This is a genomic window from Lentilactobacillus sp. SPB1-3, assembly GCF_026913205.2.
GTDB lineage: Bacteria > Bacillota > Bacilli > Lactobacillales > Lactobacillaceae > Lentilactobacillus > Lentilactobacillus terminaliae.
In genome coordinates this window covers 213,281-231,718 of sequence record NZ_CP168151.1, presented here as the reverse complement: position 1 = coordinate 231,718, position 18,438 = coordinate 213,281, and the positions used below count along the sequence as shown (strand labels likewise).

Below are 18,438 nucleotides of genomic sequence, written 5' to 3'. Positions count from 1 at the left end.
CTTCATAATGTTAAAGTACTTTTCAATTCCTAATTTTTTTGATGCACCACTTGCGTTTAATTCGATTCCCAAAATATTAGCTGGTCTTCCAATATCATTGGTTTTAACCGTCATTAGTTTCGCACTCGCGTTGGCGCTAGGTTTAATGCTAACACTGGCTCAACTAAGTAAGCATAAATTGTTACATCAACTTGCTCGTGGATTCATTTCCTTTATGCGAGGGGTGCCAATGATCGTTGTCCTATTCGTGATTTACTTCGGTTTTAACACAGCGGCTTTACCTGCTGCTATTATTTCATTTAGCATCGTTAGTAGTGCCTTTGTATCCGAAGTTTTTCGATCATCTTTTATGGCAATCGATCCTGGTCAATGGGAAGCTGCTTATTCTCTGGGACTTCCTTACCGAGTAGTTATCGCGAAAATCGTCTTTCCGCAAGCTTTTAAAATTGCGATTCCCGCATTAGGCAATATTTTACTTGATCTATTCAAAGGCACGTCTCTGGCAGCGATGATTACTGTCAGTGAAATGTTCATGGATGCTCAAATCATTGCTGGTGCCCATCAAGACTACATGACAATTTATCTCACGATTGCTGTTATCTATTGGTTCTTCTGTTGGTTATTGACCATTGCCCAAACAGTATTAGAAAGACATTTAGCCTAAAGTAAGCAAAAACCGCAAACTGTTATGGTTTGCGGTTTTTATATATGCTTATAATTCTTCTTCTCGATACTTAATTAAGTCACTCGTAATTTGTTTGGTACTTGGATACATTTGCTTATAAATATCATGAAGTCGACGATATTTTCTAACATTTTCTGGTTTGGGTAAAAAGACATCCTTGAATGAAACAAACACTTTAGTACATTCTTGAATATTATCAAACCATCCTAAACCAACAGCAGCTAACATAGCAGCCCCTAATCCAGGTCCCTGTTCATTTTTCAACGAGACCACTTTAACGTTAAAAATATCTGCCTGAATCTGTTGCCAAAGTGGACTCTTGGCGCCACCACCAATTGAAACAACAGTATCAAACTTCGCACCATTCTCTTCGTAAATATCTAAAATATCTCTGAATGAGAAAATGATCCCTTCAAGAACTGCCCGAACAAAATCGTGGCGTTGATGAATTCCATCAATCCCGATAAAGCTGCCCCGAATATACGCATCAGCATAAGGTGCACGTTCACCAACGATATATGGTGCAAATAATAATCCATTAGCACCAACGGTAGAATCGCCTGCACTTTCTACAACATCATTGAAAGCTTCGTCCTTAGCAAAGGTTTTCTTGAACCAACTTAGTGAAAAACCAGCAGCTAGGGTTACTCCCATTGAATAAAAAGCATCAGGAATGGCATGATCTTCGTATTGAAGCACTCCACGATAATTAGTTTCTTTTTGTGGTTCGTATTTCAAAATCACACCAGAAGTTCCAATACTTGAAAGGACCTTCGCTGGTGAGTCAATACCTGCACCAACAGCGCCACAGGCATTATCAGCACCACCACCAAATGTTTTCGTGTCCGTTGAGAGGCCAGAATATTCGGCGTAAGCCGGCATAATATCCCCTGTTTCATCAATCGAGCGAACTAGTGGTGGACAAAGTGTCGCCGGAATTTCAAACGCATCAAGAATTTCTTGACTCCATTTCTGTGTATCAACGTCCAACATAACCGTTCCAGTAGCATCGGAATAATCCATCGCTAAGTTGCCAGTCATTCTGAATCGTAAATAGTCTTTTGGCAACAACATTGTCTTAGCCTTGGCAAAAATATCTGGCTGGTTTTCCTTGACCCACAATAATTTAGGCAAAGTAAATCCTTCCAGAGGTTTGTTATGAGTAATGTCAATGAATCTATCACCCATCTTAGCCATGATTTCCTCACATTGTTTCGTTGATCGAGTATCATTCCATAGCATTGCTGGTCTAAGTACTTCGTTGTTTTCGTCCAGTAGCACTAACCCATGCATTTGGCCTGAGTAACTGATTCCAGCAATATCAGCCGCTTTAATTTGATCATCAAGAATTAATTTAACAATTGAAACGGTTGTGGCGCTAACCCAATCTTCAGGGTCTTGTTCAGCATAGCCTGGTTTTGGTTGTTGTAATGGAAAATCCATCCCTTCTTGAGCGATAATCGTACCATCAGCCGTTACTGCAGAAACTTTAACGGAACTGGTACCCAGGTCCACTCCAAGAACACATTGTGTCATAATGATTGCCTCCCTTTATCAAAAAAAGGAATGGAAGGTTAATTCCATCCCTTTAAATTATAACTTACTTCAATCACTTAAAATTAAAGTGTATCAATGATGTAATGGTTAATTGTGTCCTTAACTCTTTCAAGGTGATCAGAAGAAGTTGCATCACGCAAGTCCTTTTGAGTCTTATCTAATGAGTAATCTTCAAGTGTCTTGATATCAGCTTTACCACTTTCGATATCGGCACCAATACCACTCTTGTATGAGCTGTAACGGTCGGCAACAAGATTTTCTAAGACGCCGTCTTCTTTCATCTTGTTAGCAACTCTCAATCCGGCAGCGAAAGTATCCATACCAACAATGTGGCTGTAGAACAAATCGTTTGCATCGAATGATGAACGACGTGGTTTTGAATCAAAGTTCAATCCACCATGAGGTCCAATTCCACCGGCTTCAACGACCTCGTACATTGCACCAACGGCTTCATACAAGTCTGAAGGGAATTCATCGATATCCCAACCAATTAACTTGTCACCTTGGTTAGCATCCAATGATCCTAGCATGCCAGCATCTCTTGCAACGCGAATTTCGTGTTGGTAAGTGTGTCCAGCAAGGTTAGCATGGTTACCTTCAAGGTTTAACTTGAAGTCTTTGTCCAAGCCATATTCCTTCATGAAGGCAATGGTAGTAGCTGCATCAAAGTCGTATTGATGAGTCATTGGTTCCTTTGGCTTTGGTTCAAGAAGCATTTGAGCATCGAAGCCAATTTCATCAGCGTAATCTTTAGCCATGTGGAATAATTTAGCAGCATGTTCTTGTTCAAGCTTCATGTCAGTGTTCCATAGTGATTCGTATCCTTCACGACCACCCCAGAATACATAGTTTTCAGAACCTACTCGCTTACCAATTTCAAGACTGTGCTTTAATTGGGCTGCTGAGTAAGCAAAGATGTCAGCGTATGGTGAAGTACCGGCACCAGCAACAAATCGAGGATTGGTAAACATGTTTGATGTGTTCCAAAGTACTTTCATACCACTTGTCTTTTGGTTTTCAACAATCTTATCCACAACTTTATCCAAGTTTTTGTTAGTTTCACGTAATGTGTCGCCTTCAGGAGCAAGGTCACGATCATGGAATGCTAAGTAATCAACACCTAATTTGTCGTAAAATTCAAAGGCGTAATCTACCTTAGCTAAGGCTTGATCCATAGGATCAGAGTACTTGTCATAAGGACGAATTGCTGTTCCGTCACCGAATGGGTCAACTAATCTTTGGTCAAATGTGTGCCAGTATGCTACAGAGAAACGTAGCCAGTCACGCATTTTTTTACCACCAATCATTTCATCAGGGTTGTAGTATTGGAAAAAGTCACCTGACTTCAAATCTTTTGTGCCTTCATATTTAATCTTATTAATATCCCATAAACTCATAAGAAATGCCTCCAAATTGTTTTAGCTTTAATTAGTTTGTTCATCCAACCAACTTACAAAATAAATTATAATGTCTTTCAATATTTTTTGCAAGCCTTTTCATAATCTTTTTTTGAATTAATTAAAAGCCCACATCCATGGACTTTTAAAAATACTAATCTAATTCTTTGTAATCGAAATAATCAAATTCTGCTGGTTCTTCATATCCGGAGTAATCAACAGCTGCCAAGCCTACAAATGCGCCAGTAAAGAAGCCACCGTAAGTTTGTAATACATAATCATCTGACAACACAACGGCATCTAACGTAACAGGAATTTCAGTCCAGTTGTTGCCATCAAATGAATATTCATAACTATATGACTGCTTTCTAACTTTCGTTCTGAAGTAAACATACTCAGTACCATCCGGAATCTTAATCGCATCATCTTTTAAGTATGATGTGTAATTTCCCCGATTATTCTCGCCCACTTCAATAACTCGTCCCTTGTTTTCATCAAATGTAATGAATACCCATGACCAATGCTTATCATTATAAAAGTTAGTCAATCCGGCCATTTGTTGATATGAGAATGGATTGAATTTAACTTTAGTCTCGGCATCAAAGTTAAATGCTTGCCATCTACTTGCAATCATCGATACGTCAAAGTTGCTTGCGAGTGATCCTTTACCAATTAATTTTAATTTTCCATCACCATATGAACCCATGCTTTCAGAGAATGGAACTCTCAAGGTGTTCCAATCTAAATCCAAATCGGCATTGTCAAACTCATCATGACGTGAGTGGTCTGCTGGTGCTTTAGTCTCAATGGCATCTTTAGGTGCCTCAACTTCAACTCGACCACCATGGCCACCAACAATTCTTGGCCAGTCTTCTTCATCCCATTCAACTTTTTGAATGGATGTCTCTCTTCCAAGAGTACTCCAGCCCCGTGGATCATATGCAGATTCGTTTTCATGATTCCATGGACGAGCACTTAATGATGCATAATACCATTCACCACCAGGTGTGCTTACCAGTGCACCATGTCCTTGTTTCTGAATTCCTAGATCTGGAGTATCAAAATTAGTTAAGAACACATCGCCAGGCTCGGTAACAAATGAATTGGCATCTAAGCTCTCTGATCTAGCAACGACTTCTTGGTGGGTGAATACTGTTCCACCCTGTGCGGCGAACAAGAAGTAATGACCATCTTTTTGATATAGATGTGGGCCTTCAACCAATTTGACTTTAGTCCCAGTATAGATTGTTCTTGCAGTCTCTGGCATTAGCTTCATCGTATCTGTATTCAACTCAGTTAAAGTAATTCCATCAAATGGGTGGTGATATTCTCGATGATCCCATGTTTGTTGAATCAAGTATTTCTTATCATTTTGGTCATGGAATAATGAAGCATCAAAACCGACACCATTTAGCTTGATTGGTTTACTCCAAGGTCCCTTAATGTTTTCAGCAGTGGTTAAATAGTTGGTCATATCCTTAAATGCGCCTTCAGTTACCTTAACGTCTGTGTAGACTAACCAAAATTTACCGTCAGCATATGACAAGTCTGGTGCCCAGATACCACCTGAAGCAGGGTTTCCCTTCATATCTAATAGCTCAGTCGTTGACAGTGGTGATGGTAATAGATTCCAATGAACTAAGTCTTTTGATTCATGAAGACGCACACCTGGGAACCATTCAAAAGTTGAATTCGCAATATAGTAGGTATCATCAACTCGAATTATGCTTGGATCAGCATTGAATCCTGGAAGAACGGGATTTACAATTTTCATTTTATATTCCTCACTTTTAAATTTTATATTTTGCCTTCGGCCTTACGTTGATCAATTTCTAAGTTAATTTCAGTAACATCTTTATCGCTCAATGGATAACGACTCATGATCCACATTGCAACTAGTGCTAAAACAATTGGAATCCAAATCATGGACCATTGAATTCCCATCATTGCAGAACCACTTTGTGTTGCTTTAGTTCCATCGAATTTAAAGAATGCGTTGATGTATCCTGGAATAATTCCACCAAGAGCAAGTCCAATCTTAAAGAACAAACCCATGATAGCGTTAATAATTCCTGCAACCCGCTTCTTAGATTTGTATTCACCGTATGAGACAACTTCTGGTACTAGTGACCACATGTATCCAGTAGCTGCGGTAATTCCCCATTGTTGCAAGAATCTACCAACGTATCCTAGGAATGGTGAATTCTTAAATGCTGTCATTTGCCAAACCCATAGAATAATTTGACCAACAATAAATAGTGCTAAGAATAAATAGAAGAATTGTTTTTTACCAATTTTTTTACGAACGATTGGCCATAAGAATACTAAGAAAATTCCTGGAATTGATCCAATCAAGTTAATTGATGCCATCCATTCTGGGTGACCAACATTGTATTGCATATAGAAAGGCCAAACAGTGTTACCAAAGAACATAAAGGTAAAGCCAATCAAGAAAAACATTCCTAATACTTGTAAAGCCTTGTTACGTTTAATTTCACCAAATAAATCTGAATACTTAACTGACTCAGTTTCTTCTTTAGTTGGCAAAACTCGTTCCTTTACTCCAAAGTAAGTAACCAAAAGTAATAAGAAACCAATCAACATGTAAATTGACATTACTAAGAAATATGCGCCGCCAGCGTGTGGTGAAGCATAATTGCCTAGATTTAACTTAACTCCAAACAAACCGATGTCTTTTAACTGTTTGTCAGGTGAAGCAAGTTGAACAAATAATGGTAAGAAGGTATATACCATTAAGTTACCAATGTTTGCTTCAGTCATTCTGATTGTGGTTAGTTTTGAAACCTCATCGTTGTCCCGCGTAAGTGAAGCGTTAAGTGCCCCATAAGGAATGTTAACGAATGAGTAGATAAGAGCAGTTGCCAAATATGAAATAAATGCATAAACCACGCTTCCCCGAACTGCACCGATTGGGAAGAATAGTAATGCGGCACAAACTGTCAGAGGTATTCCGAAGTATAAAATAAATGGGCGATATTTACCTCTCTTGAAATGGCTACGATCAACCACTGCACCAACCCATGGATCCCAGAAGACATTAATCCATCTAACAACTAAGAAAATCGTTGCTCCAACAGCTGCCGAGATTCCAAACACTGTAGTTAAATAAAACAACAGCATCGAACCAACGGTACCGAAAATCAAGTTTTGGGCTAAATCCCCTGCTCCATAACTGATTTTTTCTTTCATTGATAATTTAGCAAATTCATTTTTCGCTACATGGTTATCCGTAGTAGCATTTACTTTGTCATCCATACTGATGACCCCTTTCCAATAATCCTATAGCTTCCGACAATTTAGTTGGTGAATTTAACCAACTAACAAAAGTAAAACATCTCCTGCAGAAAGATGATAAGATTCCCTATTGGCTTCCAAAGGGTTCCTACGATTAATTATTGTATACGCTTTCAATTGGCATTAATATACACCTTTGTACCCATTTTTTGTCAATTTGTGACCTTAGTGAAATTTTTGATTAATTTTCTACTCGAAATAACCAGTTTCTTTACTGGACTTAACCGTTCTTTTCTTAGTGATTTGCTTACGATATTGTGACGGTGTAATTCCTGCCCATTTTTTAAATTGCTTGCTAAAAACAGATAGGTCAGCTGCCCCTAACTTATCTGCCACATCTTCAATTGAATAATTATAATAACCCAATAGCATTTTAGCCTTCTGATACTTTTGATCTTCAATATAGTGCAGTGGCGTAACACCGTATACTTTTTTAAATGTTCGATAACCATATCCCTTACTGATTCCGATTTCATTACAAACATCGTGAAAAGTAAAGGTTCTATCACCAATCTGCTCAACCATTTTTTGAATGATGGTCGCAATTTCCTGACTAGTTTTCGCTTCTTGATCAGTAAAATGAGATTCTATATGTCCATTGTCATTATCTAGGCTTTCTTCTAAATACGCCATAAATTGTAAAACAGCAATTTGAATCTCTAATTTAATTGCTTCTGCACTCAATGTTTCAGAAACACTTAGACTAACAATTTTTTTCGCAACTTGTTCCGACTTTTGAGCAGTTAGTGTGTCACTTGTAAGAACACGGTTAGCTAGATAACCGATCAATCTGGATTTTAATCTAAGACTATCGAAATCAAAGTGGAAACAAATATAGGTCATTTCATCCGTTGCACTGGCGTTACGATTAAGATGAACTGTGCCAGGAGAAATAATTACCACGTCCCCAGGTCCATAAGTTATGGAGTTGGCATTCTTAAATTCAGTGGTTTGATGGCCGCTTATAACACACATTAGTTCAAAAGCTTGGTGCTTCTGTTCAAAGAAACTCCACCCGCCTTGAACAGTGTGTTGATGCCCACCAAACATGTATATATTAGATTCAATTACTGGAATAGAAATAAATTGTGTCAAAGTAATCTCCCTCCCAAGTTCATCATGAGATAACTACCGGTTGCAATTAAACTATTTATTCTTGAACGTTAAGTCTGCTGATTCCAATCCTAACACTTGATGGGTAATCATTGAACAGCTTCCTAAAAGACAAGCCTTGTCCGCATCATCCAATAGGATCAATTTGATGTCAGCTTTTCCAAGACTCTTAATTTTCTCCACAATCAACTGGAATATCTGTGGTCGTTCTTCCATTAGGGGCGATCCAATGTAGATAAACTTGGTATCGAAATTCATGGAGGCATTATAAATTAGCATTGAAATTTCACTAATAAATTGGTCGATTGCTTCCATTACGATTGGATTTTCTTTGTCCAATAAAGCAAGCAATTGTTGTCGATTATTAACCTCATCTTGTCCGATTCTCTCCCGCGCATAATTAATAATTGCATCTTCTGAACAAATTTTTTCAATCGTGGTGTATCCACCTGTTGGTAATTTTGTCAGAGTACGTCCGATTTCACCAGCCTCACCGTTATATCCTCGAAACAACTTGTTATCGATGATAATGCCAGAACCAATTCCTTTATGAATACTAATAGCAATCATATTTTTTGCTCTATCTGAGTTTAAAAAGTCCCTAACATATAGACCAGTCAAGTTAGATTCATTTTCTAAATAAACTGGCACGTTATACTTCTGTGCAAATACTTGTTGAATATTCACATTATCCATATCTAGGAATGGCGAATAATTTACGGAATTGTCTCTGACGATTCCGTGGATGGAAATACCAATTCCTAAAAGACCATTAATTGACGAAGTAACACGTTGGTAGTGTTCAATTCGTTCGGATACCATATCAATAATTCCTTCAATTTTTGGATCTTTAACATCCAAATCCTCTTGTGCAATTATCGATGTATCCAAATAGTTCACCATAAAATGAACTCGATGGTATGCCAAATCGATACTAATTGTATAGCCAAATTGACTGTTCAATTTGATGTTAGTGGGCTTTCGACCCCCTACTTTTGAAGCCTCACCTTCACCAACTTCGGTAATGATTCCAAGATCTTTTAAATCATCATAGACGCTTGAAACCGTTGACTTATTTAGTTTTAAATCTCTGGCAATTTGCGCTCTTGTAGTCACCTTATCATTAATTAATTGTCGTAAAATTCGTTTGGGTGTGTCACGATTCAACACGTCTAACTCTTTTAAATCGATCATTTTCCTTTTCCTCGCTGCGTTAAAGATTTTAATAAATATAACACCTTATTATTTAATGAATAAAGTAATAATTATACTTAAACGATAATAACAATTTACCATAGTACACGCCCTTAGGGATAAAAAAAGAGAGTATTCAATTGATAATTAATCAAAACTATCATTTGAAATTCTCTCTTTTTGATACAATCAACAACCCTATTCATTTAGCTTATTGATCAATTCTTTAATTTGCTCTGGAGTTACTCCCATTGTAGTAGCAGCTCTAAGTGGCATATTTTTAAACATCTTTGCTGTTGGACCATCGTCTGAAATTCCTGCAAGAATTTTTTGTAGTCCCAGACTATTCATCGATGAATCAAAATTAGGTCTCTTCATCAGTTCACTAATGTACGTACCACTATTAACTGGTTCAAAGTCTTCATCGTTCCAACGAATATTTACTGTAGTTTGTTGTTTAATATCTAGGGAACTTTCACCAATAAAAATTTTATAGTGGCCATTGTCACTTTGCCATCTTTTATGACTGGTGTCGTACCAACTAAAAGCTCGCTTATCAAGTGTAATGGTGACTGACTTTTCTTCTCCAGGTTCGAGATGTATTTTGTCAAAACCAGCTAAGGTTTTTACTGGCTTTTCAACCATACTGGTCAAATTGCCAACATATACTTGTATACTTTGACTTCCTGCATACTTACCCGTATTTTTCACTAACAATTCAACTTGAACATCATCTTCTCTAACACCAGTTCGTAATTGTTCATAATCGAATGTAGTATAGCTTAACCCAAAACCAAATGGGAATCGTACGGGCATTTTCTTTTTGTCGTAGTACCGATATCCAATAAATAATCCTTCTCGGTAATTTTCGTTCTCCAAATCACTTCCAAAGGATAAGAAGCTTGGATTATCTTCCAGCTTAACAGGAAATGTTTCAGCTAATCGACCCGATGGATTAACTGAACCACTAAGCACATCCCACGTAGCTTCTCCAACAGCTTCTCCAGCCAAATATGTTTCCAAAATGGCGGCGACGTTATCTGCCCATGGCATGTTAACTACAGAACCATTCTGCAGAACGACGATGACATTCTTGTTAACTTTACTAATTTCTTGAATCAATTTGTTCTGATTGGCTGGTAAATCAATGTTATCTTTATCAAATCCCTCAGATTCCATTCTTTCTGGATACCCAGCAAACACAATCACTTTATCAACATTTTTACTAATTCCAACGGCTTTACCAATCTCTTCAGAATCAATATTATCATCATCCAAAGAATATCCTGGTTCAAAAACAGCATCAGTCCTGACCTGATTGATTCTATCCAATGGAGTAACCAAATGATATGGATTTACATGTGAACTGCCACTACCTTGATATCTAGGGTTAGCGGCTAATTGCCCGACAATTGCAATCTTATCATTTGGTTTAATTGGCAAAACTGACTGATTATTTTTCAATAGAACAAAACTGTCAGCTGCTAATTCTCTAGCAAATTCATGCTGCTTATCCATGTCATAAAACTTTGTTTCATTACCACTAAGGTGCCAATCTTCAACCATTTTTATGACACGACTAACTGACTTATTCAAGTCTTGTTCTGACAAGTTGCCATTCTGAACTGCATCAATAATTTCTTGCACAGACTCTTCGCCTTTACCAGGCATCTCTAAATCTAAGCCAGCTTTGATAGCAGTTGCATGATCAGAGACCGCACCCCAATCAGACATTACCAAACCTTTAAAATTCCATTCATTACGTAAAATGTCTGTCAAAAGCCATTTGTTTTGCGAACTCGGAGTGCCGTTGATTGAGTTATACGAAGACATAAGCGTAGCGGGTTCCGCTTTCTTAACAACCTTTTCAAATGCTGAAAGGTATATTTCTCTTAAAGTTCGTTCATCAATGTTGGAAGATACAGTAAATCTTTGATTCTCTCGATTATTAGCAGCGAAATGCTTCACACTTACCCCAACATGTTCTTTTTGAACTCCTTTAACGTAGGCTGCGGCTAACTCGCCGGCAAGATATGGATCCTCTGAAAAATATTCAAAATTACGTCCTGCCAATGGACTGCGCTTTAGGTTAATACCCGGCCCTAAAAGTACCGATATCCCCTCTGCTTTGGCGGCTAATCCGAGTTGATGACCAAGCATGTTCAACTTTTGACGGTTAAATGAGCAAGCCGTTAAAGCTGAAGCTGGAAAACAAACCGCTTGAACACTGTCATTTAGACTCAGCCCTTCAGGATTATCAACTTGTTTCCGTAGTCCTGACGGTCCGTCAGTCATCATGATCACTGGTAAATCCGAATGGTCAATTTTTGCAGTGTACCAAAAATCTTTTCCCGAAACCAACGCAGCTTTCTCTTTAAGCGTTAATTTATCAATCAAACTATTATCTAATTCCATACAAAGCTCCTCACTTCAAACATTAATGATGAAAAATCAATCTGACTTTTTCCATATCCAATGCTCGATGAATTGCCATTGAGGCTCCACCTAAAAGAGTAGCTAAACTAACATTTTTTGACATAACCAGCGGTGGAACCAATGGAACAAATGACAACTTCATTTGCACAATTTTTAAAATTTCTGGAATTCTTTCAACTAGTTGAGAATTAAAAAATATCATTTGTGGATCAAAAGAGGCAATTAAATCAATCGTGACAATCGTTAATTGATAACAAAAATCATCAATTAATTTAGAAATTTGTGAATCATGATTATTAAAATCAGTAACTAGGTCATCTAAATCATAATTGAAATCATTCTTTAATTGCTGTGCCTTAGAAATAATGGCATCGTGAGACCATTCCTGATCAAACGTTGGTAAAGAAGATAAATTAGAATCATTCTTGTCCGAATTTCTAACGATTATTCGGCCAATTTCTCCAGCCTGACCATAATTACCAGTGTATAGCTGAGTATTCAAAATGATTCCAGCACCAATACCCTCATGAATACTGATGGAAATAATATTTTGTAACTCTTGCTTACTAAAATCCTGCTCAAAAATCGCGGATAGATTGGCTTCATTTTCCAAAATAACCGGAACATCATACTCATTTTTAAAGTATCCTGCAATATCAAATCCTTCAAAATTAATAAACGGTGATGAAATTATTTTTTCGTTGTATACCACACCAAAAATTGCAATTGAAATTGCTAGTAAACCATTCTCAGTGTTTAACTTTGGTAATTGATCTATTTGATTTTTCATCAGTTCAACAATGTCTGAGATAGAAAACCCGGTTATTTTTTGAAGACTATGTTCTAGCGTTCTACCATCCAGCTTAGTAACTAACATCTCTAAACTATTGCCTGAAATACTAAAGTTAATTACATATCCATATGAAGAATTAAACGCAACGATTTCCGGCTTACGACCGCTAGTAGAAGTTGTTTGGTCCTCTCCCAAACTAGTAACAATTTTCTTATCAATAAATGCTCCAACAATTTCAGAAACAGACATTTTATTAAGACCTAACAACTTAGAAATTTCATTTCTGGAAATCGGCCCATTATTTATAATTGTTTGAAGCACCGACTGTTCATTTCGGCTGCGCATAACATCTTTATTGATAATCAATTTTCAAATTCTCACTTTTCTTCTTTATTGTTCGGCATTCTCCTTGGCATGCTTAATAGCCAAATCGGACTGCATCTTCTTTTCTATTCCATCAACATGATAGAACATCAGTGCAATTCCTGAAAGAGCAAATCCAATTAATGGTACCCAGATATAGTTAAGTTCAATACCGTGCAATGCACCAGCATTTTGAGCTTGGTTTGCAGCATAACCTGTCATAGATAGAATCCATCCAGTAATCACACCACCAATACCCATTCCTAATTTAGCACTGAAGCTTGAGAATGAAGTAACGATACCTTCAGCACGAACACCGTTTTTCCATTCTCCATAATCAACCGCGTCAGCTAACATAACGGCGATCAAACCTGAAACATATCCAGTACCTAGATAACCGATAATTGTAGCTACAATGATGATAGATACACTTAAATGAGTTGCACCAACACTTAATAATAGCTGACCGGCTACTGCCATGATCATTCCTACTAACATTGTATTCCTTTTACCAATCAATCTCGATGTTAGTGGGGTCAAAACAACTGCTAACAATGAAACAAATTGCAAACTTAATACGAATGAAGCTAATCCAGCATTGTTCATATTGTACTTAAAGAAATATACAGTTACTTGAGATCTAGTTTGCATTCCCATCCAATAAATAAAGTTGATGAAAATAATAATTGCCCACGGCCAGTTATTCTTTAAAGCTTTCAATGATTGCTTAATTGGAATAGATTCGCGTGAGCTCTTTGTCTGGACTCTTTCCTTAGTATTCTTAAATACAATTGCAAAGATGCCTACTACGATAACGCCGACTATCAATGCCCAAATAAACCATCCTCGAGCACTTGTAGTTGATCCGCCACCAAAGTAAGCAACCATTGTCAATGTAATTCCAGTAACGATTGCAGCTCCAGCTGTTCCCATAAATTGACGAATAGTTGACAATGTGACCCGTTCTTGAGGGCTACTAGTTAATGATGGCAAAATAGATGTAATTGGAATGTTTACAGCAGAATATAAAATATCAACTCCTAGATAAGTCACATAGGCCCACGCCAATTTACCAGGTAAACTGAGATTTGGAGTAGTAAAAACTAGCACACAAAAAACAGCAAATGGAATTGTGAACCATAACCAATATGGCCGACTCTTTCCCCATTTGGTATGGGTATGATCAATCATAATTCCCCAGAAAGGACCATCAAATGCGTCAACGATTCTGGCGACTAAAAATAATGTTCCAACGGCTGCAGCGCTAATTCCGAAAGTATCAGTATAAAAAATCATTAAATATGTTCCAACCATTTGGAAGGATAAGTTACATGCAAAATCACTTAAACCATATGAAAATCTTTCTCCCCACGGCACCATATTCTTTGCATGTGGTTCAACTGGTTTGTTTTCAGGTTGTTGACCGCTACTAGCATTAACATTTTGACTCATAATACGCACCTCTTTAATTAGATTTAGCATATTAGTAAACTCAACTTTCAAAACAGATTATATTTAACCAGAATTATTAAGTCAACGCATTGATTTTTTGTTTTATCAGCAAACCCAGCATTGCCGGTGATTACAGGTATATAAATATTTATTCTAAAATGTAAGCGTTGACATTTATCGCGTGACGTTTTACACTTTGGTCAGCATTTAGTAAGTTCAACTTTCTAATACAACTTTTGAGGTGACAGATTATGAAATTTACAGACGGTTATTGGTTAACTCGCCCACAATACGAGATTCAATCTCCAAGAGAAATTTTTGATTTCAACAAAAGTGACAATGAATTAACTTTGTATGCGCCATTTAAACAAATCGCCGATCGCGGTGATGAATTAAACTTAGGAATGACAACAATTAAGTTAACATCACCTATTGAAGGAGTTATTGGTGTTCAGTTGATTCATTTTGATCAAAATCAAGTTGGTCCATCATTTGAACTCGCTGACGAACATCCTAATGTTACTATCAACACCAGTGAGGATGAACTTTCATTCAAATCTGGTTCATTAACAGCGAAAATGCCTTACAAATCAGATTTTGAAATTGATTTTCTTCATGACGATAAAGTGATCACAAAATCAATGGACAAAGCCCAAGGTGTAATTTTAGATAAAAACACTAACAAACATTATATGAGAGAACAACTATCAATGGATATTGATGAACTGATTTACGGTCTTGGAGAACGTTTCACTTCATTTGTGAAGAATGGCCAATCTGTTGATATTTGGAATCGTGATGGTGGTACTGGTAGTGAACAAGCATATAAAAACATTCCATTCTACCTCAGCAGTAATGGATATGGTGTGTTTGTTAACCAACCTGAAAAAGTATCATTTGAAATCGCTTCTGAAAACGTAGACAGAACTCAATTTAGTGTCGAAGGTGAATCATTACAGTACTTCGTCATTGATGGACCAACCCCTAAGGAAGTTTTAAATAAATATACTCGTCTTACAGGTCAAGTTGCTCTTCCGCCTGCATGGTCATTTGGCCTATGGCTTTCGACCTCATTTACCACAGATTACCGCGAAGAAACGGTTATGAAATTTATCGACGGTATGAAAGACCGTAAAATTCCTCTAGATGTTTTTCACTTTGATTGTTTCTGGCAAAAAGGCTTTGAATGGTGCAACCTACTATGGGACACTGAACAATTCCCTGATCCTGAAGGATTAATCAAACGAATTCATGATCGCGGAATTAAAGTTTGTGTTTGGATCAATCCATATATTGCCCAAAAATCTCCATTATTCGAAGAAGGTAAAAAGAATGGTTACTTTATCAAACGCAAGGATGGAAATGTTTGGCAATGGGACCTCTGGCAAGCCGGAAATGGATTTGTGGACTTCACCAATCCCGAAGCTGTCGCTTGGTACACAAGCAAGTTAAAAGCTCTGTTGGATATGGGTGTCGACTGTTTCAAAACTGATTTTGGTGAACGAATTCCTGTTGAAGATGCAGTATTTTATGATGGTTCAAATCCAAATCGTGAGCATAATTACTACACTTATCAGTACAATGAAGCAGTTTATGATTTAGTTAAACAAGAAAAAGGAGAAGACCAAGCCGTTGTCTTCGCTCGTTCTGCAACTGTTGGATCACAAAAATTCCCAGTTCACTGGGGTGGCGATAACCTTTCTCGTTTCAAATCAATGGCTGATTCACTTAGAGGTGGTTTATCATTCCTATTGTCTGGTTTCGGATTCTGGAGTCACGATATTAGTGGATTTGAAGAACAAGCTTCTCCATCGTTATACAAGCGTTGGTCTCAATTTGGCCTTCTCTCATCTCATTCTAGATACCACGGTAGTGTTCAATACAAGGTTCCATGGTTGTTTGATGAAGAAGCCGTTGCCAATACAAAGAAATTCGTTGATTTAAAATTGTCATTAATGCCTTATCTGTTTGATGAAGCTGTAAATACCCATGAAACCGGTACTCCATTGATGAGACCTTTGTTCTTAGAGTACACAAATGATCGCAATACTTATTACCTAGAACATGAGTATATGCTGGGTAGTAAATTATTAGTTGCACCTATCTTCAATGATGAGGGTAACGTTAAATATTACTTACCTGAAGGAAAATGGACCAATATCCTGAATGAGCAAAGCTACTCGATTTCTAAAGGTGGAGAATGGTTAAACGAACAATATGATAACTTGAACCTCCCCGTTCTAGCACCAGAAAATAGCATCATTCTAAGAAAACCAGGTGCTGTTCATGCTGAGTACGATTACTCAGACAGTCCAGATATTAACTGTTACGAAATTTTAGAAGGTGCTTCTGTAACTACTAGAGTTGTCAATCAAAAAGGCGATTCAGTCGGCTCAGTATCAGTAACTCGGAAAAACGATCAACTAACTGTCAAAACAAATGGAATTAGTGGCAACTCAAACATTATTGTCCACCATGACGGTAAAGTTAAAACTGTAACTGCTGATTCTTCAGAAACAACTATCGATCTTTAAGTAAAAGACCACGCTAAGTGCTAATTGTATGCATTTAACGTGGTTTTTATTTTGTGGATAAAAAAGTTCGAACTTTTTAGTTTAGAAAGCGCTTGCAAACGTAAAACACAAATGATAGTATACATGTTGATAAGTTTACTAAACCAACTAACTTACAAATAAAATACGATTGGGGTGCTTATCATGCAACAAAATAATGTTAAAGTTCATCATATTTCGGCCGGCTTCGTTTATTTTTTCGGAGCTCTTGGTGGTTTACTGTTCGGATATGACACTGGTGTTATTTCTGGAGCTATTTTATTTATTGAAAAGCAATTACATCTAGATTCTTGGCAACAAGGATGGGTCGTTAGCGCCGTTCTATTAGGTGCAATTTTAGGTTCTGCAATTATTGGACCAATGTCTGATAAATATGGTCGTCGAAAATTAGTATTACTATCAGGTGTCATCTTCTTTATTGGTGCATTAGGATCAGCTTTTTCTCCTGAATTCTGGACACTCATTATTTCCAGAATTATTTTAGGTATGGCCGTTGGTGCCGCTTCAGCGTTAATCCCAACTTACCTTGCTGAATTATCACCAGCTGATAAGCGTGGAGCTATGTCTAGTTTATTCCAATTAATGGTCATGACTGGAATCTTCCTTGCTTATGTAACTAACTATGGTCTTTCAGGATTTTACACTGGATGGCGTTGGATGTTAGGTTTCGCTGCTATTCCTGCTGCCCTATTATTCTTCGGAGCCTTATTCTTGCCTGAAAGTCCGCGTTTCTTAGTTAAGGAACAGAAGGTCGAAGAAGCTAAACAGATTTTAAGTATCATGAATAAGCATGACGAAACAGTTGTTAATAAAGAACTAAGCGATATTAAAGAGCAAGCTGCCATCAAGAGTGGTGGTTGGTCAGAGTTATTCGGTAAGTTAGTTCGCCCAGCATTAGTTATTGGTGTTGGTTTAGCAATTTTCCAACAAGTTATGGGATGTAACACTGTTTTATACTACGCACCAACAATTTTTACTGATGTTGGTTTCGGTGTTTCAGCTGCTTTGATTGCTCATATCGGAATTGGTATTTTTAATGTTATCGTTACTGCCATTGCCGTTATGATCATGGATAAAATCGATCGTAGAAAGATGCTTATCGGCGGTGCCATTGGAATGGGTATTTCATTATTTATTATGAGTTTTGCAATGAAATTCTCTGGTCAAAGTCATTTAGCAGCAATTATCTGTGTAATCGCATTAACCATTTACATTGCATTCTTCTCTGCAACCTGGGGCCCTGTTATGTGGGTTATGATTGGTGAAGTTTTCCCATTGAATATCCGTGGATTAGGTAACTCTTTCTCAAGTGTTATCAACTGGACAGCTAACATGATTGTTTCGTTAACTTTCCCACCATTACTTGATTTCTTCGGTACTGGTAGTTTATTCATCGGTTATGGTGTTCTTTGTTTCGCATCTATCTGGTTCGTTCACAGTAAAGTATTTGAAACTAGAAACCGTTCTTTGGAAGACATTGAAGAAGAACTAAGAAGCCGCGAAAGCTAAAAAATTTATAACACATTACGTATTATTTTAAGTTAACATTTAACAAGCCAT

General features: G+C 37.3%; 12 protein-coding genes. 3 read left to right on the top strand and 9 right to left on the bottom strand.

Annotated features, from left to right (window positions below; all coding sequences use genetic code 11):
* Positions 1-7: 7 nt before the first annotated feature.
* A complete protein-coding gene (locus O0236_RS01075) occupies positions 8-664 on the top strand; it encodes an amino acid ABC transporter permease (protein ID WP_268912333.1) in 657 nt (218 codons plus the stop codon).
* A gap of 48 nt (positions 665-712) precedes the next feature.
* On the opposite strand, the gene xylB is transcribed toward O0236_RS01075, so the two are convergent.
* From xylB to O0236_RS01030, 9 genes are all read right to left on the bottom strand, one after another.
* Positions 713-2,221, bottom strand: coding sequence for a xylulokinase (gene xylB, locus O0236_RS01070; RefSeq protein WP_268912332.1), 1,509 nt, complete (start codon positions 2,219-2,221; stop codon positions 713-715).
* An 83-nt stretch (positions 2,222-2,304) separates the two neighbouring features.
* On the bottom strand, positions 2,305-3,639 hold the full coding sequence (gene xylA / locus O0236_RS01065; RefSeq protein WP_268912331.1) for a xylose isomerase: 1,335 nt from the start codon (positions 3,637-3,639) through the stop codon (positions 2,305-2,307).
* Positions 3,640-3,793: 154 nt separating this feature from the next.
* Positions 3,794-5,413, bottom strand: coding sequence for a glycoside hydrolase family 43 protein (locus O0236_RS01060; RefSeq protein ID WP_268912330.1), 1,620 nt, complete (start codon positions 5,411-5,413; stop codon positions 3,794-3,796).
* A 23-nt stretch (positions 5,414-5,436) separates the two neighbouring features.
* The gene (locus O0236_RS01055) at positions 5,437-6,915 is read right to left on the bottom strand and encodes an MFS transporter (protein ID WP_268912329.1); all 1,479 of its coding nucleotides are present in this window, start codon (positions 6,913-6,915) and stop codon (positions 5,437-5,439) included.
* A 228-nt stretch (positions 6,916-7,143) separates the two neighbouring features.
* A complete protein-coding gene (locus tag O0236_RS01050; protein ID WP_268912328.1) occupies positions 7,144-8,049 on the bottom strand; it encodes a helix-turn-helix domain-containing protein in 906 nt (301 codons plus the stop codon).
* 51 nt (positions 8,050-8,100) lie between these two features.
* Positions 8,101-9,261, bottom strand: a complete 1,161-nt coding sequence (locus O0236_RS01045; protein WP_268912327.1) for an ROK family transcriptional regulator — start codon at positions 9,259-9,261, stop codon at positions 8,101-8,103.
* Positions 9,262-9,459: 198 nt separating this feature from the next.
* Positions 9,460-11,676, bottom strand: a complete 2,217-nt coding sequence (locus O0236_RS01040) for a beta-glucosidase (RefSeq protein WP_268912326.1) — start codon at positions 11,674-11,676, stop codon at positions 9,460-9,462.
* Between the two features lie 22 nt (positions 11,677-11,698).
* On the bottom strand, positions 11,699-12,856 hold the full coding sequence (locus tag O0236_RS01035; protein ID WP_268912325.1) for an ROK family transcriptional regulator: 1,158 nt from the start codon (positions 12,854-12,856) through the stop codon (positions 11,699-11,701).
* A gap of 24 nt (positions 12,857-12,880) precedes the next feature.
* Complete coding sequence (locus tag O0236_RS01030; protein WP_268912324.1) at positions 12,881-14,305, bottom strand: glycoside-pentoside-hexuronide (GPH):cation symporter; 1,425 nt, start codon at positions 14,303-14,305, stop codon at positions 12,881-12,883.
* 251 nt (positions 14,306-14,556) lie between these two features.
* On the opposite strand from O0236_RS01030, the gene yicI reads away from it, so the two are divergent.
* Positions 14,557-16,839: an alpha-xylosidase gene (gene yicI, locus O0236_RS01025; RefSeq protein ID WP_268912323.1), complete on the top strand. Its 2,283-nt coding sequence runs from the start codon at positions 14,557-14,559 to the stop codon at positions 16,837-16,839.
* 183 nt (positions 16,840-17,022) lie between these two features.
* On the top strand, positions 17,023-18,387 hold the full coding sequence (locus O0236_RS01020) for a sugar porter family MFS transporter (RefSeq protein ID WP_268912322.1): 1,365 nt from the start codon (positions 17,023-17,025) through the stop codon (positions 18,385-18,387).
* Positions 18,388-18,438 lie beyond the last annotated feature (51 nt).

Excerpts from the sequence above, each read along its gene's own strand:
- O0236_RS01075 (WP_268912333.1), top strand. The coding sequence starts at position 8 with ATGTTAAAGTACTTTTCAATTCCTAATTTTTTTGATGCACCACTTGCG.
- xylB (WP_268912332.1), bottom strand. The coding sequence starts at position 2,221 with ATGACACAATGTGTTCTTGGAGTGGACCTGGGTACCAGTTCCGTTAAA.
- xylA (WP_268912331.1), bottom strand. The coding sequence starts at position 3,639 with ATGAGTTTATGGGATATTAATAAGATTAAATATGAAGGCACAAAAGAT.
- O0236_RS01060 (WP_268912330.1), bottom strand. The coding sequence starts at position 5,413 with ATGAAAATTGTAAATCCCGTTCTTCCAGGATTCAATGCTGATCCAAGC.
- O0236_RS01055 (WP_268912329.1), bottom strand. The coding sequence starts at position 6,915 with ATGGATGACAAAGTAAATGCTACTACGGATAACCATGTAGCGAAAAAT.
- O0236_RS01045 (WP_268912327.1), bottom strand. The coding sequence starts at position 9,261 with ATGATCGATTTAAAAGAGTTAGACGTGTTGAATCGTGACACACCCAAA.
- O0236_RS01040 (WP_268912326.1), bottom strand. The coding sequence starts at position 11,676 with ATGGAATTAGATAATAGTTTGATTGATAAATTAACGCTTAAAGAGAAA.
- O0236_RS01030 (WP_268912324.1), bottom strand. The coding sequence starts at position 14,305 with ATGAGTCAAAATGTTAATGCTAGTAGCGGTCAACAACCTGAAAACAAA.
- yicI (WP_268912323.1), top strand. The coding sequence starts at position 14,557 with ATGAAATTTACAGACGGTTATTGGTTAACTCGCCCACAATACGAGATT.
- O0236_RS01020 (WP_268912322.1), top strand. The coding sequence starts at position 17,023 with ATGCAACAAAATAATGTTAAAGTTCATCATATTTCGGCCGGCTTCGTT.